This is a genomic window from Paenibacillus sp. FSL M7-1455, from assembly GCF_038004655.1.
In the GTDB taxonomy this organism is placed as follows: domain Bacteria; phylum Bacillota; class Bacilli; order Paenibacillales; family Paenibacillaceae; genus Paenibacillus_AQ; species Paenibacillus_AQ cookii.
The window spans coordinates 1,150,898-1,176,220 of record NZ_JBBORO010000001.1 but is presented as its reverse complement, the minus strand read 5'-3'; the positions used below and the strand labels follow the sequence as shown (position 1 = coordinate 1,176,220).

Sequence of the window (25,323 nt, the reverse complement as noted above, 5' to 3'; positions counted from 1 at the left end):
ACCGGGACATGTTGGCTTCATTTTTTTGTGCTGCTAATCGATTATTTCCCTGAATTCCAGCGGTCGTACGCGCCTTGGTAAAGCTCTACGATACGGTCTGCGCCCATCTTTTTCAGCTGAGCCACGTATTTGTCCCAATTGGAAAGCGGCTCTTGTCCGGTCACGAACTTCGCTTCCATTTGCTGAACGTACGTATTGAGGTCGGAGAGCAGTGCCGTTGCTTCGCTTTGCTCTTCATTCGTCAAGTACACGTTAGGGAACGGCGTTTTGCTGATCGGTACAAGCTTCTCTGCATTTTCCTTGTCGATCCACTTGTCGAAGTCGCTCTTCAGACCTTTGGTCAGTTCGGCGGAGTTCATGCCCGGCGTCAGGATGCCGTAGTTCGGCGTCATCGTGCCGCGGAATTCCTCGCGATCTTTTCCTCCCGGAACCGGAAGCCATTCTTTTTCATGCGTTTCTTTGTTTTTGTATTTCCACAGCAGGTTTTCAGGGCCTTGGGCGAACAACGTTGCGCCGTCATAGCCGTATTGGTAGTCGATCCAGCGCATCGTCGCTTCCGGAGCAGGGTTTTTGCTCGTAATTGCGAACGTGCCGTTGGCCGAGATGCCCGGGTGTTTGCCGTATACCGGAGAATCCGGGATTTCGCTCTTCACCGGCGTCATAAGCGGGTTGTCGCTGCTTGGGTCGCCGCCGAGCGTAAAGTAAGGGAAGTAGTCGTTAAATACGCCAAGCTGGTTGTTTTGCCCCTTCGCCTTTTTCTGTTCAGGCGTTTGCGAGAACGTTTCGTGGTCGAGAAGGTCTTCCTTCCACAAACGGTTCATGAACGTCAGGTAACCTTTGTAGCCTTCCTCTTGCGGCGTGTAATGCACTTTGCCGTCTTTATCCGCGTAAATCACTTCGTCGTAGATGCCCCAGAAGCCGAGGAAATACATGCGCAAATCGTCCAGCTTCACGGAAGTCAGCGGAATTTCGTCCTTCTTGCCGTTGCCGTTCGGATCTTCTTCCTTCACGCGTTTCAAATACGCGTACAATTCTTCCGTCGTTTTAGGCAGTTCCTTTACGTTGAGCGCTTTCAGGAATTTGCCGTTATACCACATCGGGCTCCGGTACCATACGGCGGACAGGTCGACGTTCGGCAGCGCATAAATATGTCCGTCCGGCGTCGTAAACGATTTGCGGATATCCGGATGCTTGTCGAAGATTTTTTTGATGTTCGGCGCGTAACCTCCGTCGATGTATTTCTCTAGAGGAATCAGCACGCCTTGCGTTCCGTAAGTGACCTGCTCGGCAGGTTTAAGGTCCGCGCCGTAGAATACGTCCGGCAAGTCGCCGCTCGCGAACACCAGGTTTTTCTTGGTGGCGAAGCTGTCGATCGGCGAAAGCTGGTAGTTGAATTTAATGTTCGTCAGTTTTTCCATTTCTTTAAGCACGGGCATTTGGTTCCAGTCCGCCACGCCGGCGTCCTGCGACATCATGGTCAGCGTCAGCTGCTTGTCCACGATCGGAAAACCGTCTTTTTTCACGCCTGCAGCTTCGGTTTGCGCCGAAGAAGAAGCTCCTTCGCTGCCTTTCGACGAGCCGCATGCTGCAAGCAAGGACGCGGAAAGGGTAAGGCAAAGTAAAATGGATGAAGCCTTCCGAATGTTTTTCATCTGTATAACTCCCCTTTGTAGTAGTTCAGGATTTTGCAAAATCCCCATTTAGCAAGATCAGCCCTTTACGGAACCAATCATAACACCTTGCACGAAATAACGCTGTAAGAAAGGATAAATCACAATAACTGGAAGCGTTGCGACGATGATGACCGCGTATTTGACCAGCGCCGCGATTTCCGCTTTGCTGTTCATCGCAGCGGCTGTCGAAGCGTCGATCGCCCCTCCGCCCTGGGCCGCCATCTCCTGCAAGACGAGAATTTGGCGCAAGACGAGCTGCAGCGGATACTTGGCGGAATCATTCAAATAAATGAGCGCCGAGAAGTAGCTGTTCCAGTTGCCGACCCCGTAAAACAAGGCCATGACCGCGATAATCGGCATCGACAGCGGCAGAATGATTTTGACGAACAGCCGCATATTGGTACAACCGTCGATTTGGGCCGCTTCCTGCAGCTCCTTCGGAATCGAGCTTTGGAAAAACGTGCGGGAGACGATAATGTTCCAGATCGATGCGGCGGACGGAATCACGATCGCCCACATCGAGTTGATCATGCCAAGCTGCTTGACGAGCAGGTAAGTCGGTACCAGACCGCCGCCAAAGAACATGGTCACCATGAACATCCCCATAAAAAAGTTGCGTCCGACGAAGTCCTTGCGGCTCAGCGCATACGCTGCAGGCAGCGTTACGATCAGGTTGATCGCGGTTCCCACGACCGTGTACAAAATCGTATTGCCGTAGCCGATCCAAATGCTTGAATTTTCGAACACGCGCTTGTAGCCGTCGAAGGTAATGCCTTTCGGCCACAGCCACATTTCCCCGGAGCCTACGAACTTCGGATTGCTGATCGATGCGCTGATCATATAGATGAGCGGATAAAATACGATCAGGAAAGCCAGAAGCACGTAAATGTAGTTGCAAATTACAAAGATCTTGTCGCGTTTGGTTTCTTTTACGCCTGTTAACATCCGTGCCCCTCCTTTTCTACCACAAACTATTCTCGCTCGTCCGGCGCACAATCTGGTTCACGACGATCAGCATCACGCAGTTGATCACGGAGTTAAACAAGCCGATCGCTGTCGAGAAACTGTACTGGGCATCCACGAGCCCGGAGCGGTACACGAACGTCGAAATGACGTCCGAAGATCCCATGTTCAGCGGGTTTTGCAGCAGGAGAATCTTTTCAAAGCCTACTCCCAGCAAGCTACCCATGTTCAGGATGAGCAGGATGGTCATCGTAGGGATCAGCGTCGGGATGTTAATGTGGCGAATGCGCTGGAACCGCGAGGCCCCGTCGATGATCGCCGCTTCGTGAAGTCCCGGATCCACCCCGGAAAGCGCTGCCAAGTAAATGATGGTGCCCCAGCCTGCGCTTTGCCACACGCCAGACAATACATACATCGTTTTAAACCATCTCGGATCCGTCAAAAAGTCCGGCGCCTGGAATCCAAGACCTTCAATGATGTGCGTCACGATCCCGGTCGACGGGGACAGGAAGGAAATGATCATCCCGGCCATCACGACGACGGAAATAAAGTGAGGCGCATACGTCACGGTCTGGGCCAGCTTCTTGAAGAATCCGTTTCTAACCTCATTAAACGCCAGTGCCAGAATGATCGGAATCGGAAATCCGATGGCGAGTTCGTACAAGCTGATGCTCAGCGTGTTCCATAACAAATCCCAAAAGTAATAGGAATGGAAGAAGCGCTCGAAGTGGTCGAAGCCGACCCACGGGCTTCCGCTAATCCCTTTTGTCGGAATAAAGTTTTTGAACGCGATCTGAATGCCATACATCGGTCCGTAAGAGAAAATGAGAAAGTACAGAAACGCTGGCGCAATAAAGATGTACAATTCCCAGTTCGTAACGATTCTCTTCCAGACGCCCTTGCCGGTGCCGGCCTTTCCCGGTTTCAACATTGCATTGCCCGGAACAGCAGCTTTTGTATCCTGCATAGGATCACCCCTTTCATATGATTTCTTTCTGTTTGTTTTCTCTCGAAGTTATGCAGGGTTGCTAGCGCTTACATGTTTAACGATAGACAACCTGGCAAACGTCGTAAATATGTCATTTTAGGTGCGCCGGAAACCCGCGCCGCATCAAGGTTTTTGGACGCTGACAATCGCGGCTGACATGCTGACAATATGTCGTTTTTGCTTGCCGGAAAAGGCTTTCAGAACGACATCAAATATGACCAATCGACACCAAATGACAACCTTTTCATATGCCTTTGGCATTTCTCCCGCAGAATTTTCAGTTCGCATGATAGCGTTTGCGAAAAAATGGACATACGAAAACAGACCCAAGGGACTCTCTCCCCCGGGCCTACACATGGATATATGGCAAACTATAAACGGCACAACCGAATGGTCTTGATGCTTAAAATGTCATCTTCCCATCAGGTCTAACGCGCTTTTCCAAACAACGCTCCCGCCGCAACGAGCCCTGCAAAACATCCGGATATCGGCGACACGACGAGAATTCCCAATAGGTTCGAACTGGAAGTAAATAGAAGCTTGGCACAAACGACAACGATCATCATGATCGCCACCGTGATCCAATACCTCCGCTTTCGTTTTCCCGCGACCCTGGCCGCGCTTACGGCCGAATATGGGACGTTGGCCAATACGTAGAGCAGGATCGCCAATTCCAGCGTCAAACCGAAAATGGACAAGGCATGCTGCAGCAGCTTATAAACAGGCAAATCGGCAACAACGACGCTGCGCAAAGCGGGATACCTCATCACAAAAAAGCCGGAGGCGTGCGTCAACCCATCGATCAAAATATGGCTGTAAAATCCGATCGCAACCGAGACGATAAACACGACCCAGCTTCGCATGCGGCGGAAATCGAAGGGTCGAATCAGCGCGGAGACCCGCAGATCCAAATCGAAAACAGAAGGCAAATGCAGGGCCAGCGGCTTCAGGACGACCTGAAGCAAAAACAAAAGGAGGGTGCACAGCACGAAGGCTTGCAGCAATCCTGCGTGTGTATGCCCGATCCACTGGTAAGGCTCCATCGCCAAAAAATACTCGAAATCCGGGGCCATGCTGCCAAGGACAAGCCCTGCCAGGCTCATGTAACCGGGGCGGATCCACTTGGCAGGAGCAATGTATAATGGATGCGCGAAGGTGAACGGCATATCGCTATCCTAAAAAATACGCCATAAACTCTTCGTCATACAGGCGTCCGTCTACCATCAAAGCTTCTTTTTCCAAACCGTAACTTACGAACCCCAGTCCCTTATACAATGAGGCTGCAGCCGTATTGGCCGTAACCACCGCCAGCTGGATCTGCCGCAAACCTTCGATGGCTTGTCCCCGGCGCAGAATTTCCTGCATAAGGGCTTTGGCGATCCCTTTCCCGCGATGCGCCGAAGTGACGTACACTCCCCATACCATGCCTTTATGCCTCATCTTTCGTCCCGGCTCCCTCCGGAACCCGGCCATCCCGATGAGTTCGCCTTCCTCCGTAAACGCGCCCAGTATATAATTGTCCGGTTCATCGTTAATCCTTGATTCGACTTCATTCATTGGGGTATGGACCTGTTCCTCGTAGGAGGAACCAAAAGCCTCGGGCTGCGTTTTTAGCGCCTCAAGCCGCAGCTTCCAGAATTGCTCCGCTTGTTCCCGTCGTAGGTTTTGAATGTGCATGATTCGTTAAACTCCTCTCTGGGGGATCTTCCACGCTTGGAATAACTCGGTTAATTCGCGTGCCGTATTTTCGGTAAAATCGCTCACGTTTTGCGCATGGAAATACTTATTTTGAACTCCCGGCTCGTGACGTTCATCTTCCAGCCAGGCCAGCTTCATGTCCCTGTACCGCCCGACTTCGTCTTGCGTGAGGAACGGTTCGACCGCAAACGCCCTCGCCCGCCGCAATTGTTCGAGCCCATCCTGAGCCCACGGCTCCTGTCTTAACAAATGGAATTCCAATTGGCTGACTTCCCTGTTATACGTCTCCCTGATCCCGCCCGGGTCTCCGTCGTATGCTCGCTCAAAATCCGCATAAACCGTCTCCGTCCACCGGATATCCGTATAAATGTGCGCAAAATAGCCTAACACGAAGGCCAGCCATTCCGAATTCCGGTCTTGTTCCAGATAGGAATTGCAGGCTGCCTGCAGTGTAGCGATGCTTGGAAAACGTCCCTCCTGAACGAGGTGGGTGGCACCCTTTTCGCTTCGGGTAACATGTTCTCTGGCATGGATGGCGTCCGGCGAGATGCTGCCGAGCAAAAAAGCGGGCATGGGATGGGGCAAAGACAGTTTTTGGGCAACCGCAAAATGGACCATCGGCCACGGCATGGCGTAAACCTCCTTCGGGATTCCGTTGGTATTGTCTAAAAAATAATCATCGTTTACGATAATGGCATCATCATTGTAAAGGAGAATGCATATGTTCCGAAAAACTTTCCTATGGAGTATGAGCATCGTTCTGCTCGGAGGCGTGATGTTTTCCGCATCGGATGCCAGCGCCGCGTCCCAGGCGAAAAAATTCAGAAACTGCTCCGAGCTCAACCGCGTTTACAAGGGCGGCGTCGCCCAAGCTCCGGGAGTCAAAAACAAAGGCGGAAAAACGAAATACGCGCCGTTTGTATCCAAAGCCCTGTACGATGCCAACAAAAAGCTGGATCGCGACAAAGACCGGATCGCCTGCGAAAAATAAACCCGGCGCTTGCCGCTGCAAAATCGCTTTCGCATCGGCAGGCAGCAGCCGGACATGCTTAAGGTATTGGGGCATGTTGGCATCGTCCTGCAGCGGGTATGTATAGGAGAGCTCTTGTGCCACTTCGCAGGCTAACTTCCGGAACAACCGGCACGCCGCAAAAACGGCGTCCCGCATGTTTTCATAGCTGCCGTCCGAAAAAGTTGCTTTATACATATCCCAGTAAGGCCCGGGGAGATATTCGCTTGAAATATTTCCCCGTCTTGCCTGCCAGAAACCCGGCAATCATGCCGGTCCCAATCCACCATAATAACCTCTCATCTTATCCTCCAGCTCAATAATCCGCAGGCCCCGGCTTCCATCCGACCCGCTGGCTCCACCGGCTTGCCCTGCGCATGATCTCCCAGATGACCGGTTCTTTTTCCTCCACGTACTTTTGCCGCTCGTTCGGATACAAAAGCATGAGTCTTTGTTTTTCGGCGGCGTATATTTGGCCTTCATCCGGGTGTTCTCTCAAATAGTCCCTGAACAATAACGCAAACTGTTCGCCGAAGCTCCCCTTCTCCCGGATATGGATATGCACCCTTTTTCCGCCGGGCGACTCCCTGAAATACCGTTTGGTCAACTCCTCGTTGTCCGCCCGTTGGATGAAGCCGATGGCTTCCATTTGCGGTTTGTACAGCTCAACCGGTTCTAGGGAGGCCACCGAAACCTGAATGTCGATGATCGGCTTCGCTGCAAGCCCCGCCACGGAGGTCGAACCGATATGGTCGACCCGCAGGGCCGTATCTCCCAACGCATGTTTGATGCGTGCTCCAAGCTCCGCGAACTCTCTTTTCCAGTCCGGGTCGTATGGGGCGAGGTAAAAGGTATGGTCCGTCATCATATTCTCCTTGGTTTTTGGTGTTGTCCTTAGAAACTTCCCTTCCCGCGGAATCTTTCGAATTTTTCCAAATATTCGCATCCGCATAGGCCTTAAATCGTATACAATAGTAGATAAGTACCTTTTTCCATATGAATGAAACGAATGGTGTTAAAGGAGTGCAACGAATGGCAATCATTGATGTCGTCAAATTTGAAGGTCCGCCAGATGTTTATGCATGGCGCCATCCCAACCAGGAATTAAGCACATGGTCCCAACTGATCGTTCATGAAACGCAGGAAGCGATTTTGTTCAAAGAAGGTCAAGCGCTGGATTCCTTTTCTGCGGGACGTTATACGCTAAGTACCGCTAATATACCAATTTTGTCCAACTTCGTAAACCTGCCATTTGGAGGGGAGTCCCCTTTTACGGCCGAGGTATGGTTCGTTAACAAGCTCAGTTCGTTGGACGTCAAATGGGGCACCAGCTCTCCTCTCGAGCTGCAGGACCCAAAGTTCAATATTATCGTATCTGTAAGGGCTTACGGCCAATTCGGCATTCAAATCGTCGATGCCCGCAAGTTTCTGCTAAAACTTGTAGGAACGCTTCCAACCTTTGATCAGGATACGCTCATTAAATATTATCGCGGCGTGCTCATGTCAAACATTAACGAAATCATATCCTCCTATATCGTCCATAAAAAGATCAGCGTGGTCGAAATCAACGCGTATGCCGCTGAAATTTCCAAACATATCGAGGAGGCCATCGCGCCGGCATTCGAGGAAATGGGGATTTCTTTGCTGAACTTCTATGTCGATTCGATCAACACGCCGACGGACGATCCCGCCGCCCAGCGGATCAAAGCGGCCTTGGCCAAAAAAGCCGAAATGGACATCATCGGGTATACATACCAGGAAGAACGTTCTTTCGACACGATGGAAGATGCCGCCAAAAACCCCGGCAGCAGCGCCGCCGTCATCGGTTCGGGACTTGGGTTAGGATTCGGCATGGCCGCACCGATGTACGAAGCCGCCCATCAAATGGCCGGAAATCTGACCATGCAAGCTGCTGCCGTCGCAAGCACCAAACAGAGAAGCTGCTTAAACTGCGGAAGCCTCAATTCGGAAACGGCCCGGTTTTGTTCCGATTGCGGCCAGGCTTTGACGGCCCCTGCGGCGAACCGGCAGCAGCAGCGAACCTGCAGCGATTGCGGGAATCCGCTTCTCCCCAACGCCAAGTTTTGCGAGAATTGCGGAGATCCCTACAATCCTTGCCCTTCTTGCGGGTATGATTTCGCCATAGGCATGTCCTCCTGCCCGAAATGCGGAACATCGCTTCCGAAGGTCTGCAGGGAGTGCGGCGAATGGGTGGATGCCAAAGCGAAGTTCTGCCCGAGCTGCGGCGCGAGTTGCGCCCTGAAATGCGGCAGCTGCAATCACGAAATATTGCCCGGACAGAAATTCTGCATGGAGTGCGGCGCTAAATTAACATAAAGCGGGGGATCACATTGATGACCGGAATCGTTCGCAGAGGCTGGATCAGATCCCTGATCTTCCTGCTGCCTTTGATTACCCTATTGTTGTTTGGACTAAGCGGCGGATGGATTCGGGCGCATGCCTGGATTTCGGGGGTCGCCGTCGCCTGTGCCGAGGCCGCCCTGCTTATCGGTTGGCTGCGGTCCGGCGGCAGAGGCCAAGGACATGAAGCGGCGCCTGCTCCTTTTCGCATCGCTTTAGGATTTCTTGACGGAGCCTATTTGATCGCCGTGTTGGCATGCGTCCTGCTGCTCGGTTATGTGTTCGACGTCTCAGCCGCCGCGTATTTTACGGTTCATCTTATTCTTTTGGCCGGGTATGCAGTCATTGCTGCCCTTCTGAGATTTAGCGGCAAATTTGCCGGGGCTCAGGATCAAAAGCAGCGCGATCAACGGAATATCAGAAACGATTTGCTCAAACGATTGACATCCATGCGCGCCCGCGTACGGGGCATGCCGGACACGCCGGGCCAAAGCGATTTAATGGAGGAACTTGCCCGATTCGAAGAAACCATCGCTTATGGCGATCCGGGGGTTATTGCCGCCCGGGCCGGTCTGACCGGCGTGTTCGAACAGCATCTTTCGCTTCTGGAGGACCAGATTCAACTGATTCAGGCAGTCGACGGTTCCAAAAAAGAAGCGTTAACGGCCGAAACGGTCTTGCTCGTCCGGAAAATACGCGAACTTATTCTTGAGCGGAACAATCTTGCTTCCCCATTCAAGTCCAATTCGGTATAGAAGATATTCGGGAGGTATGCTGCAGCAATGGACTTTAAATATAAATCCCAACTAACGGCTTTTGACCGGGTCATTCTTTGCACTACGGTGCTGATCTTTCCTGCCGGCTACGTGATATTTCCCCTCGGCTTGGTCATCGCTCTTATTCGTGTGTTTTCTACTCACTTTCACCGCAGTTGCAAAGGAAGAAATCACAGGTTGTTAGGTTGGGCGTTTACTCTCACCTATCTTGTTACGATGTTTATCTTTCTTATCACATATGATGAATTCGGGCCTGCGGAAGCCGCGGAATCGATTGCCAATGCAGTCGTCTATGGGGCGTTCCTCCTGCTGCCTGCTTTCATATTTTTCTCATTGATCGGTCCCTCGGATCGAAATTTCAATCGGCTGCTTTCGCAATACCACTGGTTGGTCATGGAAAGGGGGATCACCAGCGTTCGGCAAATAGCGTTGGAAACCAGACAATCCCCGATCCCTGCGGAAAGGGACCTCAATTTTATGATCAATCATCGGATGCTGCCGCTGGGTGTCATCGAAAATGGCATGCTTAAATTTATGCCTGGAAGTTATCCGTTTGAGCAGCAAGCCGAGGCTAGCGAAGAAGTTCATCCGCAACCCGGCATAGGTAACCATGAAAATCCTGATATGCAAGGCCCGCGAGCGTTGGAATGCCCGGGCTGCGGCGCCAGGGTCGTTGTCGCTCCACACGAGCAGAAGGAATGCGAATATTGCGGCAACGTCATCATCTGCGCGTAACGGTTGGACCCTGAGCCCCTATGGATACAAATCGGCCTGCCCTGCTAACGTTTGGCGTCGAGCAAGGCAGGCTAAATATTTCTCTACATACGGCGATTTGTTATTTCTTTTCACCTCTGGCTTTATATCTCTGCTTTTTCCGCTCTTCCTAACATTTCTTCGACCGAAACGGAATACAGCGGTTTGCTAAGCTCCAAAATCGCTTTGGCATAATCCTGAGTTTCTTTTTGAGCGTCATGCTCCACTCTTATCCAAAACCTCAATCATCGACGTTGTCCTTTTCCCCTTTGGCACGGCTTTCGTTCTCAATATGTTTTGTTCCGTTAAAACCGTATTGCTGAATATTCCCTTCAGGATCCTCACTGTAGTAGTAATGTCGCGACGCTTCATCCTTAAATTGAACATCAACGGAGTAGTCGTTCATTCCGTCGAATTTTACAGCTTTTATCGTTGTCATCGTGTACTGGTCCGGAGTATATCCTTTTTGCTTCAAGTGTTCGACCGTTCGCCGTTCCAACGATTCTTTTACCGCCGCATTCACTTTGATATAGTCCGTGTACAACCTCCCAGCGCCAAATCCAATGAATGCAGCTATTGCAATCGTCGCAACCATCCCTACTTTTTTCACCTGATCACCTCGGTTTCTTGACCAAACCCTTCACCTTAGTATTTGAACGTTGGCCGATGGATTATCGTCTCCTTGAACTTCCGGTAGGCCCGGATTCCGCATCCGACTACCAAATACAGCAATGTCGCGACGATCCCGCTGATCGGGGAAATAACGATTTTCTTCCCGGCGGCAATATGGATAAATCCTGAAATGATCAGCCGATTCACGAGCGAATCCGCTGGTCATATGTAAAATGACGCAAGGCCAAATTGATTGGGTTACCCGGTAAAGCTCGATAAACATAACGGACCAGCAAACCATCGTTACAAACGAAACGATCGCAAACATCACCCGGCCCACAGGCAGGACAGGCTCCATGTCCGCATTCGGCAAAAACACCAGGTAATACGGAATACGCCATGCTCCCCACGCGCAACCGACAATCAGATACACCTGCCAGTCGCTAAGTTGAAGTTTTACAAGCTGTGACGTGAGAAACCCGCGCACGTCGTAACTGGATCGATGCGTGCGGAACAAAGCCATCTTTGGGAGCAGAACGAATCCGTTGGAAAGAATAAGGGGGCAGAACCCTTGTTAAGCTCACGGGCTTGCATGACGATTCGGATCAAAAAGGAGGTTTATGGAGCCGATTCCCGATACAGAGAGGTTTGGGCGCCCGCCCCCTAATAAATCATGATTCCCTCGATCTCTCGAATTTTTAAAATTTCGCTTCGATCTGTCGTATCGATCATACTCATGCGTTCATGAGCCGAATTGATCAACCACGCTTTTCCGTTTTTCAAGAAACACAAGTCTTCCGGCATTTCAGGCTGCATCCATTGATACAATCGATTTGAAATATGCAGCAGCAATGCTTTTAACTCTTCGGTACAACCAAAATAATAAACGTCGGCATAATGACCCAACAACCTCGTTCCCGGCCATTCATCCTGCCGTTTCATTTCTTTGACGTAAGGCTGAAGCCGGTCGAGCAGCGCTTCCGCGTTCGGGTGCAGCCCAATCTGATCCCTTTTGACTAAAATAAATTCATCGCAAACGTCAAACGCGAGCGAGATTAGCGAAGCATAGGTTACGCCGATCGGCTCCTCCAATATTTGAATCATACGTTCTCCTTTATGAACTCTTTAATCCTTGGCGTCATTTTGGCTTTGTTTCACCCAGTTCGGGATATGCTCGGCAAAATAAGTCGATATTTTCTGGGCTTCCGTCAGAACCCATCGAATGCCTTCCTCGTCCAAAAACCAGTTTTGCCGGCTGATCCGGCGATCATCCTGAAGAACTTGAAAGGCAACGCTCGGCGGAAAAACCGTCTGATAGGTCATAAGCGCTCTTCTCGAAAAATAAGACTTGCACACAAGAATGGCACGTTTCACTTCTATATGCTGCTCCTGCAGAACTTTCCAGGAATTTCTGGCGTTATCGAATGTATGTCTGGCCTGATCTTCTTTCAAAATTCGGGACTCGGGAACGCCCAGCGACATGCCGATTTCCTTAAAATGTTCCCACTCGGTTGTCCCAAGCTTTCGGTTGTATCCGCCCGACGGCAAAATATAAGGCGCCATCCCGGCACGGAACAATCTCGCAGCCATGCTCATCGGTTCCGTGTGGCTTCCCCCGGGAACAAGGATGACATCCGCCGGAAGGATTTGTTTTTCTTCTTCGGCAAAAACCAGATCCGTCAGACAATCAAAAGGATATTTCATATCCATCACCTCCTGCCGTTTCCTTCGGATATTCTATCAATCTAGCTGTGACTGCCTTCCAATATAGCATATGTAAGGGGCGTCCAAAGGGTCCATCACAGGAATCTATCCATTTATGCTTACGGCGAAGCAAGCTTTGGAAGTTTTACCCGTTTGATCGTGATCGGCTGGTCGATGATGATGTCGTCAATATTCCTTTGTTCCAGCTCTTTTAAAAGTTCGTCGAAAATTCTTTTGATGAGGAAGCTGTCGTCAAGTGCTGTGTGGCGCTTCAGGTCGGAGGCATCGATGCTGAAAAATGAAAGCAGAAAATCGGTTGATATGATTTCATCTATTTCGGGAAACAGATATGAAAATAACGCTTTCGTGTCCAAAATCGGATTGGAAAGCATGTTCAGCCCATTTCTTCGGCATTCATGGTAGAGCAGGGGCCAGTCTTCGATAAGGGATCAAGCAGCACCGCACCGATTTGAGTGATGCAGTCCTCTTTCTCGTCCGGTCCCGTCGCTTCAACGTCGAAGACGCAAAACTTCCGGCCGGCTATATGTTCCACGCGAATTCCGGATACGGCATATGCCTCATCGGAAATCAAATCGATTTTCATGCAAACCCTTCTTTCGGTTGTCATTCATCAATTTTCCGAGAGCTCCGGCAGCGGGCTCTTGCCTTCTCCTTCTTATCAAGTCGCCTAAACGGCCCGTTTTCAGCTTCGTAATAATGGCACAAGAAAAAATATGAACCCGAGCCTGCCTAATCCGCACGAAAAACCCGATCCATTTTTTCTTTATCGTATTTCAAGATCCAGCCATAATACTTATCGTAAACCTCCCTCAATACATCCGGGGTCATGGAAATAACGTCACATCCTCGATCATCATAGATATGAAAGATGCTTCCTTGAGTTATATTAACGAAAAACACTCTATGCTTTATCTTTGGCTTCAGGGCCATGTCCTGGTTACAGATCGCTTGGATGAGCGGTGCGTATTTGATCTCTCTTGCTTTGCATGGAAGCCAATATCGATGGATATAAAATGGAGGACCGATACTTGTATCCGATTCATCCGATTCGTCCGGGATCACTTCGATTTGAATGTGCCGCAATATCTTTTTGTTTTTAATAAATCGTTGATAGAGATTCAGTTTATGGCCCCTACCTTTTGCAACGTTCGCAAAATATGCATCGGTTACGAGAATCACATCGTCATTGGGGTGATGGAGTTCCTTGAACAGCTCGATCGCCCGAAAATACACCCGTTCCAAATAATGCTCTCCATCGATGTCAAATAACCCCGGGTCTCCCAATTCGAATCGTAGGGCCGATTCCCAACTATAGAACAATGGCGGTTCAAGCGATAACCCTGGAAAGTTTATGTTTAAATAATCTGTCATGTTCATCTATGATGGTCCATCTCCGATTCTTCTAAGCCCTGAATTTATTCCACATCCGCTCAAAAAAACTTTCCCCTTGAATCACCCAATATCGCTCGCCCTCAGGCACAAGCGCATAAAAATCCCGATATTCCCCCGTCCATCCGTCGGGTACGTAATGTTCAAAGGACATGGGCTCCGGAAAAAGGGAATACAGCACTTTGTCATCGAAATTCACGTAAATCGTAGGCATAAACTCGAGCACGTCGTCATAACTCCCAAACGCATCTTCCAGCTCGATTAGCGTGCGGGTCAGGTCGCTTGTAGCTACTTTATAGTCGTGTATTCTTTCAAAAAAACACTCTGCCGTCGTTTCATCCAACACTTCAATGCCAAACCGGTCCTCCATTTCGACATTCAGGAACCAATACTCCCTTTCGGTAACGTACCAGCTCCATTGGTTTTGAAAAACGACGCCGACGATCAATATTTTCGCATACTCAGGCAAAAGCTTCATGTTTTCTCCGTCGCTCCCCTTCCGGTCGATTGTCCATCCTGTCCCGTGTGAAATGAGTCGACTACTCCAAATCGTAGGGAGCTTCGTAGATGACCTTATCGCCTGGGCCTCCGTGCAAATAGAGCAATGCTTCCTCATGCTCCTGCCCAAGTTGCTCCATATAAATCCTAGTTCCGCGAATATGCATGAGTTGGGTCAAAAGTTTATCCTCCTTTAAGGCTGAATCGGCCGCATTATTTTAGACGAAGCTCCACAAAAAATGTATCGATTTCCCTCAAAACTTGTTCAAGCATCTTTAATGTTTTCATAGGATCCAACGTCTCTAATCCGTGATTCGCCCCGTCGATGACCAGCAATCTGGCGCTAGCGATTTGACTTCGTTCTTTTTCGGTAAATACCGGATCCTCGCTTCCTGTTACAACCAAACTATTGTTTTCGCTAGTATAAGGAATGGTCCGGCTGATCGGGGTCAGGAACACATGTTTTACATCCATCCCCAGTTTCTCGGCCAGCAGGCCGGCGACAACCGTCCCCAAACTTTTGCTCAAAAAGATAATCTGTCGGTATGGCGAGAGATCGATCGTTTGAAAAGCTTCTGCCAAATCCGAAACGATGCTCCCGATCAGCTCATCGCTGAATTCGGGCTTCAGGCGCGCGCTTTGGTAGCCGTATTCAAGCGATAAAACATCGAATCCGTATTGAAAAGCCAGTTTTCTCGGGTAATGAAAAAGCGGCAGTTCGGTGCCGTATTGGGCACCCGGAAATTCGACGACGAGCGTGGTGGATGACTCATTTTCGAATTTTTTAAACCTCGCCTGGGCATTCCATGAAGTAGGGAACGTTAACTCCTGGATTTTCATGCCGTTCATCCTTTCGATTGGTATTTGCAGACTCGAGCCTCCTTAAGCCGACGTCTGTGATTTTGTGCTAAAGCGCTGTATGAATTTCTTTATATCTTCCCTATACGTTTCTTTGAAAGCATCACCCGTAAATTCGCCGATGACCTTTCGCCAAAAGGAAATGGCAGGCGTATTCTTTTCCATTTGAGCCACGGCCCAGTCGGCCTTAAACAATGCCAACGCTTTTTTGGCGGCGGCAGACCCAACCCCGGTCCTTCTGTATTTCGGCAACACCATAAAATCATAAATGACGTGCGTCGGATCCGGATCCGTATCCAGATTTTCGAATAAAACGACCGCAAACCCGGCGATTTTTCCCGACAGCATAATAAAAAACGGATTCCACCTATGATCGCCTTCCCAAAAATAATCGATATTGGCAGCAAATCTGCCAACTTCATTCATGTCTTCTTCGGTAAATGGGCTGAACTCATAATGATAAAATTGATACAAATTCGATAAAAGGCCTTTCTGCACATAAGGTACCGGGCGAAGTTCAACTTTCATGCGTTTCCTCCTTAGGGGGATATGATTGTATTTAAAAAGGAAGCTCCTTGCTCCGATATTCAATCCCCAGCTCCTCGTACCAAGCATTCAATCCCATAAAATTCCCTCATGACGGATCGAATGGCTTCCTGGGAAACTCGCATAGGCATTTGGGATAACTCTTCGAAAAAGCGACCCGGATCGTATACCGGCAAAATGTTCATAAACACCCCCGCTTTAATCGCCCAAGAATCGTCCACTTCTGCAGCCTGCCTAGCAATTTCACTTATATTGTCGGACATCCCGCAGCATTTTGTGGCCGTCCCCTTCTGATCGCCTCACCATTTGCCGTGCCGTCTCAAAATTCATGATCACTCTGCCCGTCGTTTCAAAGCCGTCCGGTACGGCGGTGTAGCCCTTACCTTTGCGGCCACAAAAACCGTATACGTATCGGTATTTTCCCATAGACGCATGCCTGATCCTTCCTACCGCTCCTTTGTCGACCCGACCCACAGATCCCCCGTGCTGATAAAATACGATCGTTCCATCTTGCCGCCGATCATGTATTCGTTGGTTTCAACCGCTTTTTTCCGCGCCTCCTCGATCTCCTCCTTCGTTTCCAAATCGCTTTCCCAGACATGATATCCATTAACGCGTCTTTCCCATGTAAAAAGGTCAAAAGAAGGATGCTTGATCTGGTAAGGAAACGACTTCGGCTCCGGATTCGGCCTAAAAAGCTGCTCATAATAAGCGCTGCTCCAGAACCTGCTTTCTGAATTTATAAGGGGGATTTTTTTTGCCGACCTCGTTTTCGCTGATTTGATGCAGGTTATAAAAGGGGCTGATCCATAATTTCACGTATTCTTTTTGGTGTTTGAACAAACCGTCGACATCCAGATTTTCATGATAAGCTCCCCAATCGGGGAGTTTTCTTGCCCTTCTGCGCATGCCTCTCGTTTTTTTGCGGATGGATGTAAATTTGTGTTCCATGGATGTCTCCTTGTAAAACAACGGTTCTTGATTTCATGATTTTTGCGATCCGACTAACATTCCAATAACACGGGCCTGATCCGATGGAATAATTGATGCGAATCGACTTTTTCGTAATTCCACAGCATAATGACCCGCAAGCCATGAACGGGATCATGCCAAATTTCCGAGCGGAATCCCGGCGTGCCGCCCCCGATCAAACGTACATCTGGTCTCAGAAACCATCCGTACCCATAACCCAAATCCGGATCGAACGAGGTCGCATAATACGGCGTAAACATCCGCTCCATCGTCTCTTGTTTGAGCAGCTCCCCGCTGAACAACGCCTCGCACCATCGGTCCAAATCGCGAACGGTCGAAAAAAGCTCTCCCGGCGCATCGACATCGCTTAGCTTATCATTGTCCGCATTCCTGAGGGTCCCGTTTTCCAAAGTATGTCCGTATGCACGCCCGGGATTGATGTGTCGCGGATGGTCCAGACCGGTCGATCGCATCTGCAGCGGCGAAAAGAACCATGCGTCCAAAACTTCCTCATATCTCATTCCCGTCAACGCCTCTAAAATATATCCGAGCATAATAAATCCCGTGCTGCTGTACGCCCATCGCTCACCCGGCCTGAACTGTTGCTCCAGTTGGAGCAAATAATCGATAAAATCCCGGTTCTCCGCCTTCCATCGGCTCATTTCCAAACGCAAGTCGGGCACCGCGTAAATGTCCTTCAGCCCGGAGGAATGACTCAGCAAGTGATGGATCGTGATGTCCGGATGAAGGCCCTTAAACTTCTCAACGTAGGTTCCCGGATGCTGATCCAAATCGATCCGCCCTTGCTCGTACAGTTTAAGCGCTGAGGCAGCAATAAACATTTTCGTGACGGAAGCAATATGGAATTTGGTGTCGATCCCGTTCGGGACGTTTAGCTGCATGCTGGCTTGACCATAGGATTGGCTGAATATTTCCTTGCCTTCTTTGGAAATGAACACGTTGCCGGATAACAGATGTTCCCGCCCGTAATGTTCGATGATTTCCTCGATGCGTTCGAACAAAGCAATCACCTCTTTCGAATAGTAAGGAGCGGTTCCCTTTTTGCGTGCCGCCCTTCTTTGGAATCCTAAACTTGCAGCTCCGTCATGACTCCTATTTCCTCGATGAGTTTCGTTTGGTTTGCTTCGATTCCTATCTTTCAGCATGGCTCGCAATATTTTTTCATCAAAATACCGATAATCGGCTGTTCCTTGTAGTCGACCATTTCTTTGAGGCCATAAGGGATAAAGCCGTTTTTATGGTAGAATTTGAGCGCCGCCGTATTCGGGTTGTGGCAAATCAGGTGCAGTTCAGGCAAATGCAGTTCGTCCCTGACGGTCGTAAGCATCGTATCCAGCAAAAACTTCCCGGCTCCCCGTCCCCGGTAATCCGGGTTGATGATCACGTTCCCAAGCCAGCAGCGGCTGTCCGCCTCCACATCATACAAATTGCAATAGCCTGCAATCTCTTCCCCGCTCAAAATTACGGTCGGATGCAACCTTTCCTTCGCGACCTCTTCCAAATGCACCGGATCAAGCGGAAACGTTCCCCGCGGAAACATATAAAACTGTTCGTCTTGGCTTTGAGGAAAAGAGGCGATGATTTTAAAATCTTCTCTCCGGGCTCTGCGTGAAGTAAACATGGCTCGCGATTCTCCTTTCCATGGAGGCATTTCCTCCCTTGTCAGATGAATTCCATGGATATCCTGATTTTACCTTTATTTCATAGAAGTTTGTATCCTAATAAAAAAGCCGCGGATTCCGCGGGCCAAGAAATACATGATGCATCCATGTTTGTTTCGCTTTCGTTTGGTTTTAAAAAAATGCAAGGCTACTCGGGAACTTCCATATACCCGGAGACCCTCTCTTTTAATATCTCGATCAACTCTTCGTCCATAAACTCAAAATCATCCGGAATGTTTAGGCAAATCAACCGCTTGCCCGAGCATTCGCTTGAAAATCTCTCCCTTAGCCTTCGAACATGCTTTTTCTCCATGGCAAAAATGATATCGGCCCATCCCATATGACCCGCGGTTACCTTGATTCTTGCTCCTTCTTCCGTTCCGGCTGAACGAACTTCATATCCGTTAAAACCATGGAAAATCTTCTCGGCGGTTAAACTCCGCCATTTGTTGCGACTGCAAATAAATAGTAGTTTAATGTGTGTCACCTGTTCCCATCAAGGGGCAAGCCCTTTATTTTAATCATTAGCTTTCGGGTCTCTTTTCCCAAGGCGTCAAAGTGCCTATAACCGTTCTTTTGGCGCCGCTTTTGATGCAGTTGATGACCCCGTTTGATATTTCTTCGTGCGTAAGCCAGCGGGATGCCTCATCTTCAATGACGAAACCAAGTTTGACCTGATGAACGGTACGTTTCGGAATGTCGCCGATTTCTTTCGCGATTTCATCGAGATTCGAACGGCTGCCTGTAACGTGATACAAGCTCCACTCCCGGTCCGAAGCCGATTTGATTTCGTTACTGATGGCGTGGATGATTTTCGGGTAATTTCCACGAATCCAGGCAACGACAATGTTATAGGCGCCATGGGCAGCGATAGAGCTGCGGATCCCGCCGGTTAACGATTCCTCGTCATTATAATCCATCAGAAGGGGAATGATGTTTGGACTGGCCTCGGTCAGCTTCTCCATCTTGGAACGGCTTCGGCCAATGACAGATACCGTATACCCTTGATCGGCCAGCCATAAGGAAGCTCCAGCAAGCATTCCCGAACCGCCTACGACTAATGCATGTCTCACTCTAGTTCCTCCTTTTTACGGTGAAAATACGGCCCGCACATCGATTCGTTCGTATGCATGAACGGCCACTTAAAATTTTTTTCAGATACGTCCATGTCCTGCTCGGAATCAAAATCGGTGTATCACTTTCGTAAAGATAGTCACTCTATGTTAATGATATTATAATGATTAAAAAACAAGTGAACCACATCATTTTTTAAGACGAGGCATGAACATGGAGATTGTAACTTTTTTGGATCACAATACTTTTAAAACAGAAGCCGACCATTTGTTTATGGAGCAAAAATCAATCATAAAGGCTGTGTTACCCAATGCAGATGTACAACACGTAGGAAGTACGGCAATTCCCAACAGTTTAACGAAAGGGGACTTAGACATTCAGGTTCGCATTGAGCCCGCCGAATTTGAAAATGCAGTTGAAGCATTGTCAAAGTTGTATGCGCCTAACGAGGGAAGTATACAAACCGAATCGTTTAGAGCATTTAAAGATGATACGACGATTCCGCCTTTAGGAATTCAATTAACCGTCGTTCATTCCGAGTTCGATTTTTTTTGGAAATTCAGAGATGTGCTGTTAAGCCATGATCGTTACAGACAGAAATACGATGAGTTAAAGAAAAAATACGAAGGCAAAGACATGGAGCTTTATCGTCAGGCCAAAAATGATTTCTTCGAATGGCTAATGGAAACACCTGAATTTACCATGTTATAAGAGCTTCTCGTGCCAATGTAATTTCGCCGAAATCTGCCGTTAAGACTAACGGTTTTGGCTTTGATTTGGATCATAAATCCCCTCTCTGCTGGTTTATTTCTCCCTGCTTTCCTCATAGACGCGAAGCCATTCCTTCCCGGAAGCCCACGGGGCATCCGGAGCTTGATCCTTTAACATGTCCTCGCATGCTTTGGCGATGATCCATTCTCTCAGGCCGTTGTCTGGGCTTTCTTTTAATTCATTCATCAAATAATCCAATCCTTCATTACCGGTGTTTAGCACCTCGCTGTATCCTTCCAGGTTTGCGTTGATATAGTCCGCAGGGTTGCTTGAGGCTTGAATCTTGCCATTGGAAATGATTGCATCCAAATGTCGATCAATGATCGAAAGAGCTTGCTGCTGCGATGAATTTGGACTGCAGGCAGTAACCAAAGCGAATATAAAAAGGGAAAGCATAATGCGTTTCACGATACCTCGCCTCCATTTTCCAAGGTCCTTGCGCCATTACTTCGAATCTGGCTCCACACTCCTAGCTCTCTTAGTCCCAATCCATAAAGGCCTGGACGGTTAACTTTTCCTTTCTGCAATCCGGGCAATTCAGCGCGGCATCCTCAGGGATATATTCCATAGGTTTCGGCGGCATGGGCGCCGAGCAGCGCGGGCAGGCATACCGATTGGTGTAAGTATCGGCGGCCGACTCCATATGCAAATAGATTGCGTTTAAAAGGTAACCGCATGACTGGCATACATACAAACCGTCAAAGCAATCATAGGTCGATTCCTCTTCATGTTGAATAAACTCTGCGATTCGTTTTTTGCCCTCTTCTTCCTCGTACCATTCCTGAATCATGCTCAAACTGCAGTATCTAAATCCGATGCCTAAAAATACCTCTTGCTTATAGGAGCAGCGCCCGCAGTTTAATTGGTATGCTTCACCCATGAACTCGCCTCCCAAGCTTTATGCAAACCGATCATCCCCAAACCTTTCTTGCTTTGATCAATAGAAACAACGGAATTTTCATTCTTCGATGATACGTCTCCGGATTGTGAAAGTTCTCTTCCCGCGGTTTGGATTCCTTCAAACTTTCGATGACAAACCCCGCTTTTTGCAGTCCGCCAAAATAATCCTCGATGGTGCGGTGGTATTTGATCACCTTTCCTACGACCAAATCATAAGCAGATGCAGGAAATTCCCATGCCTCAATCGCGGTATGAATGACTTTCCCGTTGGCCTTCGGCAGCGTCTCCTGCGCGAGCTCGACCATTTTCTCCGAACCTTCGATTCCCGTATAAGAACGGGCCCCCAACCCTAAAAGCTCTTTGCCGAATGCAGCGGTGCCGCACCCCAGATCCAAGACGTTTTTTTCTGTGACATCGCCTATTAAGTCCATGAAAACAGGTTTTTCGATCGTATCGTTTGCGTTTTCGTTCCATCGCCTGCGTTCAAGGTATTTGTTCAGAAGTTGCTCGTCGTCGTAAAATTGCGATCCTTTGTAAGTCATTGCGGGTGATTCCCTCCCTTACTCTCTGAATGATATTCCCGGCATGCCGAATGTATTAGAAGCTTACCGGGGCATGAGCGTAATCGCTGCTTTTAAAAACGTTATCCCGTCTTCATCAGCGGCTTCTTATTAAACAAAGCCTGGCTACGATAACCATTGGCTTTCATCACCGTGATTTCCTCCTGAAAAACGAAAAAAAGCTGCGCAACTGTGATATACTGTTTATATTATAAACACTTTTAGGGGAAGACGGCTACGGTCGAATGAGGGGGTACATTCTGATGAGCAATGACGATATGACACCGGAAGAAGAAGCGGCAAAGATGCTTCCCGCCGGCGCGGCGCTCGGCTGGGGATTGGTCAAGCCGCCGCAGCGGGGGCCCAAGCGGGAAATGAGCATCGACCTGATCGTGTCGAAGGCGATAGAGATCGCGGACCAGGACGGCCTCGCCGCCGTCTCGATGAACCGGATCGCGTCCGCGCTCGGCTTCACGGCGATGTCTCTTTACCGCTACATCCCGAGCAAAGACGACCTGCTCATCCTCATGCAGGATGCGGCATGCGATATTCCGCTGCCTCCGGAGCGCCCCCCGCATGAATGGCGGGAGAGCATGCGCGAGTATGTGCTGGGAACGGTCGCTATTTTTCGGAAACATCCATGGTATGGGGATATTCCGATTCTCGGCATTCCGATCACGCCTAACAATCTACGGATCGTCGATTGGGCGCTCCGGCCGCTGCGGGATATGCCCCTGGACGATTTCGAGAAAATGTCGATCGTTCTTCTGCTGAGCGGCTATGCCCGTAATTGCGGGATGCTCCGGCGCGACATCGATCGGGCGGTTCAGGCCGGTTCGAGCGAGGAAGCGTTCAGCGGCATCAATTATTCGGCGGCGCTGCGGACGCTGGTCAAGCCGGAACAATATCCGGACTTGTATCCGATCGTCATGTCGGGGGTTTATTCGGGTGAGAAAGAGGCCGAAAACACCGTGGGCGACGATTTGGAATTTGGACTGGAACGGATGCTGGACGGGATCGAACAGTATTTGAACCGGAAAATGGGCGGCGGCACAGCCCCATAAAGCTGCAGCTAAAAAGGCTGCTTCCAGGAATCCATTCTTGGAAGCAGCCTTTTTCATTAAAATGCCGAGTTTACGCGGCGGTGCTGACGGCCTTTTTCTTGTCACGGAGCAGGATGACCGTGACTGCAGTGGCGAGCAGCAGGATAACCGCGGAAACGATGCAGGTCGCATGCATGGCGGTGATGAAGGCTTCCCGGGAAGCCTTCATCATTTGGGCCGCGGCTTCCGTCGGCAAAAGCCGGGCGGCGGCCGATGCTCCGGCGATGGTCTGCCCGGCTGCCCGGGCAGCCTCCGGCGCAAGCTCCGTGGGCAGGAACGGAGTGACCGCATGGCGGTAGACAGCGGCGAGGACGCAGCCGAGAATTGCGATGCCGAACGCCCCTCCGAGCTCATTGGACGTTTCGATGAGGCCGCCGACGGCTCCGGCGCGGTCAGCCGGGGCCACGCCCACGACATAATCGGTAACGAGGGTCATGACGGAGACGATTCCGGCCGCAACCAGACCGGCTCCAATGAGCAAGACGACCAGCGGCGGGAAGCCTTCCAGGCGGATCTGGGACAAAACGCCGAAGCCGACCGCCGACAGGACGAAGCCCCCGGCCATCACCCGCGGCCTCGCGCAGGTTTGCGACAATTTCCCGGCAATCGGCGCCGCCGCGGCGACCACGATCGAAGGCGCCACGCTCCAGAGGGACGCGACGAACGGGGAATAGCCAAGAACCGACTGAAGAAACTGGGTACAGATCAATGAGCTGGCCATAAGGGTGAATGCAGCGATAAAGTTCACGAGAATCGAACCCCCGGTCCGCCGCTCCATCAGCGCGCGGATATCCAGCAGCGGGTTGGGGATGTTCCATTGACGCCGCACGAACAGGACTCCGACAAGCAAGCCTGCTGCGAGCAAAGCTGCGGGAAGGATCGCCCAGCCCTCTTCTGCAAGCGTCTTCACGCCGTAGGTTACGGGCAGGATCGCCGCCAAAGCGAGAATCGAGCTGAAAATATCGACCCGGCTTTGTGCCGTGCTGCGGGACTCCGGCAGCAGGAACGGCGCAATGATGAGCAGCAGCGCCATCGCGGGGATATTGATGAGGAACACGGAACCCCAGGAGAAAGAGTCCAGGAGCAGGCCGCCGATAATCGGCCCGATGGTGACGCCGCCGGCCATGACGGCGCTCCAAATTGCCATCGCCTTCATCCGCTGCGCCGGATCTTGAAACATCGTGCGAACAAGAGCCAGCGTCGACGGCATGAGGGTCGAACCGGCGATGCCCAGAATGGCCCGGGCGAGAATCAAGGTTTCGGCCGTCTGGGCATACGCTGCAAACAACGAACTAAGCGCGAAGCCGACCGAACCGATCATCAGCAGCCGCCGGCGTCCGATCCGGTCGCCGACGGCCCCCATCGTGAGGAGCAGGCCGGCGAGAATGAAGCCGTAAACGTCGAAAATCCACAATTGCTCGGTGGCGGTCGGCAGTAAATCATCGGCAATGGCGGGTGCGGCAAAAAACAGGATGGAAACGTCCATCGATACGACCATCAGCGGGAGACACAGGATGCATAGCGCGATCCATTCCTTGCGGCCGGCCGCTGCGGGGGTTGCAGTGCTCATCATAAATCCTCTCCTTATTGTTTATGATATAAACAGTAACTTTTGAAAACAGTATATTACATAAACAGTATATGGTCAACACAAATTGTGCGCATATAATCATAACCACCCGTCCAACGGGTGGTTTGCACTTGGGGTATAACCCCCTGTTGCCAAACTGCGCCTAAAGACGCTAGCCTGACAATAAATTGTTCAGGCTCAGTGTAATTTGTCTCTTTCACTTACCAGTTAAACTGGTTTACTTTTTCTTGCTACTATTTATGCTAAAAGGGTCCTCATACTCCTTCACACTCAGTTTGTCCACTGCCTGGTCATGTGCTTCTTGTTCACGAATATATTTTGCGACGGTTGCCTCGTTTAAGCCTACTGTACTGACGTAGTATCCTTCCGCCCAAAATTTTCGATTCCCATATTTATACTTTAATTGCGCATGCTTCTCAAAGATCATTAGCGCACTTTTCCCCTTCAGATATCCCATGAAGGCTGGTACTGAAATTTTCGGTGGTATCACTACCAGCATGTGTACGTGATCTGGCATCATGTGACCTTCTATGATCTCTACTCCCTTGTATTTACATAATCGTTTGAAAATTTCGATTAAATCTTTCCTCACTTGATTATAGATCTCTTTCCGTCTATACTTCGGGGTGAATACAATGTGGTATTTGCACATCCACTTTGTGTGAGCTAAACTATAGTTCTTGTTTGCCATCTAAGACCATTCCTTTCAATTGAGCCTGAACATCTCAATTTTATCGGGATGGTCTTGTTGGTCAAACCCTCGTTCCCTCCACCCGCATAGCGGGTGGTTTTTTGTTTCGCACGCTTCGCGAGCTCAACTG

General features: G+C 50.0%; 35 protein-coding genes and 2 pseudogenes. 6 read left to right on the top strand and 31 right to left on the bottom strand.

Features of this window, described 5'->3' with window-relative positions; translation table 11 throughout:
* Nucleotides 1–41: 41 nt before the first annotated feature.
* The 6 genes from NYE48_RS05525 to NYE48_RS05500 form a co-directional block, all read right to left on the bottom strand.
* A complete protein-coding gene (locus NYE48_RS05525; protein ID WP_340997369.1) occupies nucleotides 42–1,652 on the bottom strand; it encodes an ABC transporter substrate-binding protein in 1,611 nt (536 codons plus the stop codon).
* Between the two features lie 57 nt (nucleotides 1,653–1,709).
* A complete protein-coding gene (locus NYE48_RS05520) occupies nucleotides 1,710–2,618 on the bottom strand; it encodes a carbohydrate ABC transporter permease (protein ID WP_036714159.1) in 909 nt (302 codons plus the stop codon).
* Between the two features lie 16 nt (nucleotides 2,619–2,634).
* Nucleotides 2,635–3,567, bottom strand: a complete 933-nt coding sequence (locus tag NYE48_RS05515; RefSeq protein ID WP_052147303.1) for an ABC transporter permease — start codon at nucleotides 3,565–3,567, stop codon at nucleotides 2,635–2,637.
* Between the two features lie 485 nt (nucleotides 3,568–4,052).
* Entirely contained in the window at nucleotides 4,053–4,790 is a 738-nt protein-coding gene (locus NYE48_RS05510) for a DUF4184 family protein (RefSeq protein WP_212949225.1), read from the bottom strand.
* 4 nt (nucleotides 4,791–4,794) lie between these two features.
* Entirely contained in the window at nucleotides 4,795–5,301 is a 507-nt protein-coding gene (locus NYE48_RS05505) for a GNAT family N-acetyltransferase (protein WP_340997365.1), read from the bottom strand.
* Nucleotides 5,302–5,307: 6 nt separating this feature from the next.
* A complete protein-coding gene (locus tag NYE48_RS05500) occupies nucleotides 5,308–5,952 on the bottom strand; it encodes a zinc dependent phospholipase C family protein (RefSeq protein WP_340997363.1) in 645 nt (214 codons plus the stop codon).
* A 145-nt stretch (nucleotides 5,953–6,097) separates the two neighbouring features.
* Here NYE48_RS05500 and NYE48_RS05495 point away from each other — a divergent pair, with 145 nt between their 5' ends.
* Complete coding sequence (locus tag NYE48_RS05495) at nucleotides 6,098–6,313, top strand: excalibur calcium-binding domain-containing protein (protein WP_246536814.1); 216 nt, start codon at nucleotides 6,098–6,100, stop codon at nucleotides 6,311–6,313.
* A gap of 63 nt (nucleotides 6,314–6,376) precedes the next feature.
* Here the strand turns inward: NYE48_RS05495 and NYE48_RS28185 are convergent.
* Together NYE48_RS28185 and NYE48_RS05485 are read right to left on the bottom strand one after the other, a co-directional pair.
* A pseudogene (locus NYE48_RS28185) lies at nucleotides 6,377–6,598 on the bottom strand (aminoglycoside 6-adenylyltransferase); the annotation flags it as partial.
* A 49-nt stretch (nucleotides 6,599–6,647) separates the two neighbouring features.
* A complete protein-coding gene (locus NYE48_RS05485; RefSeq protein ID WP_036714140.1) occupies nucleotides 6,648–7,196 on the bottom strand; it encodes a GrpB family protein in 549 nt (182 codons plus the stop codon).
* Nucleotides 7,197–7,363: 167 nt separating this feature from the next.
* On the opposite strand from NYE48_RS05485, the gene NYE48_RS05480 reads away from it, so the two are divergent.
* From NYE48_RS05480 to NYE48_RS05470, 3 genes are read left to right on the top strand one after another with little or no spacing between them, the layout of a single operon-like run.
* Nucleotides 7,364–8,668 (top strand): SPFH domain-containing protein, encoded by a 1,305-nt coding sequence (locus NYE48_RS05480; RefSeq protein WP_340997359.1) that lies wholly within the window; start codon nucleotides 7,364–7,366, stop codon nucleotides 8,666–8,668.
* A gap of 17 nt (nucleotides 8,669–8,685) precedes the next feature.
* Complete coding sequence (locus NYE48_RS05475) at nucleotides 8,686–9,447, top strand: hypothetical protein (RefSeq protein WP_340997357.1); 762 nt, start codon at nucleotides 8,686–8,688, stop codon at nucleotides 9,445–9,447.
* Between the two features lie 27 nt (nucleotides 9,448–9,474).
* Entirely contained in the window at nucleotides 9,475–10,203 is a 729-nt protein-coding gene (locus NYE48_RS05470; protein WP_340997355.1) for a hypothetical protein, read from the top strand.
* Nucleotides 10,204–10,462: 259 nt separating this feature from the next.
* Here NYE48_RS05470 and NYE48_RS05465 read toward each other — a convergent pair whose 3' ends face one another.
* The 18 genes and pseudogenes from NYE48_RS05465 to NYE48_RS05385 form a co-directional block, all read right to left on the bottom strand.
* Nucleotides 10,463–10,831: a hypothetical protein gene (locus NYE48_RS05465; protein ID WP_340997353.1), complete on the bottom strand. Its 369-nt coding sequence runs from the start codon at nucleotides 10,829–10,831 to the stop codon at nucleotides 10,463–10,465.
* Between the two features lie 35 nt (nucleotides 10,832–10,866).
* Nucleotides 10,867–11,040 (bottom strand): hypothetical protein, encoded by a 174-nt coding sequence (locus NYE48_RS05460; protein ID WP_340997352.1) that lies wholly within the window; start codon nucleotides 11,038–11,040, stop codon nucleotides 10,867–10,869.
* Between the two features lie 25 nt (nucleotides 11,041–11,065).
* A pseudogene (locus NYE48_RS28180) lies at nucleotides 11,066–11,356 on the bottom strand (CPBP family glutamic-type intramembrane protease); the annotation flags it as partial.
* Nucleotides 11,357–11,496: 140 nt separating this feature from the next.
* Nucleotides 11,497–11,937, bottom strand: coding sequence for a hypothetical protein (locus NYE48_RS05455; protein WP_052147301.1), 441 nt, complete (start codon nucleotides 11,935–11,937; stop codon nucleotides 11,497–11,499).
* 21 nt (nucleotides 11,938–11,958) lie between these two features.
* The gene (locus tag NYE48_RS05450; protein ID WP_036714131.1) at nucleotides 11,959–12,537 is read right to left on the bottom strand and encodes a YdcF family protein; all 579 of its coding nucleotides are present in this window, start codon (nucleotides 12,535–12,537) and stop codon (nucleotides 11,959–11,961) included.
* Between the two features lie 119 nt (nucleotides 12,538–12,656).
* On the bottom strand, nucleotides 12,657–12,929 hold the full coding sequence (locus NYE48_RS05445) for a hypothetical protein (RefSeq protein WP_036714129.1): 273 nt from the start codon (nucleotides 12,927–12,929) through the stop codon (nucleotides 12,657–12,659).
* A gap of 2 nt (nucleotides 12,930–12,931) precedes the next feature.
* Nucleotides 12,932–13,141: a hypothetical protein gene (locus tag NYE48_RS05440; protein WP_036714127.1), complete on the bottom strand. Its 210-nt coding sequence runs from the start codon at nucleotides 13,139–13,141 to the stop codon at nucleotides 12,932–12,934.
* Nucleotides 13,142–13,287: 146 nt separating this feature from the next.
* Entirely contained in the window at nucleotides 13,288–13,935 is a 648-nt protein-coding gene (locus NYE48_RS05435) for a DUF3885 domain-containing protein (protein ID WP_340997348.1), read from the bottom strand.
* Between the two features lie 25 nt (nucleotides 13,936–13,960).
* A complete protein-coding gene (locus NYE48_RS05430; RefSeq protein ID WP_340997347.1) occupies nucleotides 13,961–14,425 on the bottom strand; it encodes a hypothetical protein in 465 nt (154 codons plus the stop codon).
* A gap of 61 nt (nucleotides 14,426–14,486) precedes the next feature.
* Nucleotides 14,487–14,624 carry a hypothetical protein gene (locus NYE48_RS05425; protein ID WP_340997345.1) on the bottom strand — a complete coding sequence of 46 codons (138 nt, stop codon included), beginning with the start codon at nucleotides 14,622–14,624 and terminating at the stop codon, nucleotides 14,487–14,489.
* A gap of 34 nt (nucleotides 14,625–14,658) precedes the next feature.
* On the bottom strand, nucleotides 14,659–15,285 hold the full coding sequence (locus tag NYE48_RS05420; protein WP_340997343.1) for an alpha/beta hydrolase: 627 nt from the start codon (nucleotides 15,283–15,285) through the stop codon (nucleotides 14,659–14,661).
* Nucleotides 15,286–15,327: 42 nt separating this feature from the next.
* A complete protein-coding gene (locus tag NYE48_RS05415; RefSeq protein WP_340997342.1) occupies nucleotides 15,328–15,894 on the bottom strand; it encodes a GNAT family N-acetyltransferase in 567 nt (188 codons plus the stop codon).
* Between the two features lie 401 nt (nucleotides 15,895–16,295).
* Nucleotides 16,296–16,433, bottom strand: coding sequence for a hypothetical protein (locus NYE48_RS05410; RefSeq protein ID WP_340997341.1), 138 nt, complete (start codon nucleotides 16,431–16,433; stop codon nucleotides 16,296–16,298).
* Between the two features lie 118 nt (nucleotides 16,434–16,551).
* Complete coding sequence (locus NYE48_RS05405) at nucleotides 16,552–16,800, bottom strand: hypothetical protein (RefSeq protein WP_212949255.1); 249 nt, start codon at nucleotides 16,798–16,800, stop codon at nucleotides 16,552–16,554.
* A 53-nt stretch (nucleotides 16,801–16,853) separates the two neighbouring features.
* Entirely contained in the window at nucleotides 16,854–17,843 is a 990-nt protein-coding gene (locus NYE48_RS05400) for a serine hydrolase domain-containing protein (RefSeq protein ID WP_340997338.1), read from the bottom strand.
* 137 nt (nucleotides 17,844–17,980) lie between these two features.
* Nucleotides 17,981–18,463 carry a GNAT family N-acetyltransferase gene (locus tag NYE48_RS05395; RefSeq protein WP_340997336.1) on the bottom strand — a complete coding sequence of 161 codons (483 nt, stop codon included), beginning with the start codon at nucleotides 18,461–18,463 and terminating at the stop codon, nucleotides 17,981–17,983.
* A 188-nt stretch (nucleotides 18,464–18,651) separates the two neighbouring features.
* Nucleotides 18,652–18,981 (bottom strand): low molecular weight protein tyrosine phosphatase family protein, encoded by a 330-nt coding sequence (locus NYE48_RS05390; protein ID WP_341000606.1) that lies wholly within the window; start codon nucleotides 18,979–18,981, stop codon nucleotides 18,652–18,654.
* A 46-nt stretch (nucleotides 18,982–19,027) separates the two neighbouring features.
* A complete protein-coding gene (locus NYE48_RS05385) occupies nucleotides 19,028–19,576 on the bottom strand; it encodes a short-chain dehydrogenase (RefSeq protein ID WP_340997335.1) in 549 nt (182 codons plus the stop codon).
* Nucleotides 19,577–19,790: 214 nt separating this feature from the next.
* Here NYE48_RS05385 and NYE48_RS05380 point away from each other — a divergent pair, with 214 nt between their 5' ends.
* Nucleotides 19,791–20,288, top strand: coding sequence for a GrpB family protein (locus NYE48_RS05380; protein WP_212949265.1), 498 nt, complete (start codon nucleotides 19,791–19,793; stop codon nucleotides 20,286–20,288).
* 93 nt (nucleotides 20,289–20,381) lie between these two features.
* On the opposite strand, the gene NYE48_RS05375 is transcribed toward NYE48_RS05380, so the two are convergent.
* The 3 genes from NYE48_RS05375 to NYE48_RS05365 all read right to left on the bottom strand — a co-directional run bounded on the left by NYE48_RS05375 (nucleotide 20,382) and on the right by NYE48_RS05365 (nucleotide 21,790).
* The gene (locus tag NYE48_RS05375; RefSeq protein WP_340997331.1) at nucleotides 20,382–20,756 is read right to left on the bottom strand and encodes a hypothetical protein; all 375 of its coding nucleotides are present in this window, start codon (nucleotides 20,754–20,756) and stop codon (nucleotides 20,382–20,384) included.
* Between the two features lie 70 nt (nucleotides 20,757–20,826).
* Nucleotides 20,827–21,228, bottom strand: a complete 402-nt coding sequence (locus tag NYE48_RS05370) for a hypothetical protein (protein ID WP_212949269.1) — start codon at nucleotides 21,226–21,228, stop codon at nucleotides 20,827–20,829.
* 31 nt (nucleotides 21,229–21,259) lie between these two features.
* The gene (locus tag NYE48_RS05365; RefSeq protein ID WP_340997329.1) at nucleotides 21,260–21,790 is read right to left on the bottom strand and encodes a class I SAM-dependent methyltransferase; all 531 of its coding nucleotides are present in this window, start codon (nucleotides 21,788–21,790) and stop codon (nucleotides 21,260–21,262) included.
* A gap of 281 nt (nucleotides 21,791–22,071) precedes the next feature.
* Between NYE48_RS05365 and NYE48_RS05360 the strand changes: the two genes are divergently transcribed.
* Nucleotides 22,072–22,872, top strand: coding sequence for a TetR/AcrR family transcriptional regulator (locus NYE48_RS05360; RefSeq protein WP_212949272.1), 801 nt, complete (start codon nucleotides 22,072–22,074; stop codon nucleotides 22,870–22,872).
* 70 nt (nucleotides 22,873–22,942) lie between these two features.
* Here NYE48_RS05360 and NYE48_RS05355 read toward each other — a convergent pair whose 3' ends face one another.
* Together NYE48_RS05355 and tnpA are read right to left on the bottom strand one after the other, a co-directional pair.
* Nucleotides 22,943–24,484: an MFS transporter gene (locus NYE48_RS05355; RefSeq protein ID WP_340997327.1), complete on the bottom strand. Its 1,542-nt coding sequence runs from the start codon at nucleotides 24,482–24,484 to the stop codon at nucleotides 22,943–22,945.
* 235 nt (nucleotides 24,485–24,719) lie between these two features.
* Nucleotides 24,720–25,193, bottom strand: a complete 474-nt coding sequence (tnpA, locus tag NYE48_RS05350) for an IS200/IS605 family transposase (RefSeq protein WP_340997326.1) — start codon at nucleotides 25,191–25,193, stop codon at nucleotides 24,720–24,722.
* Nucleotides 25,194–25,323: the final 130 nt, after the last annotated feature.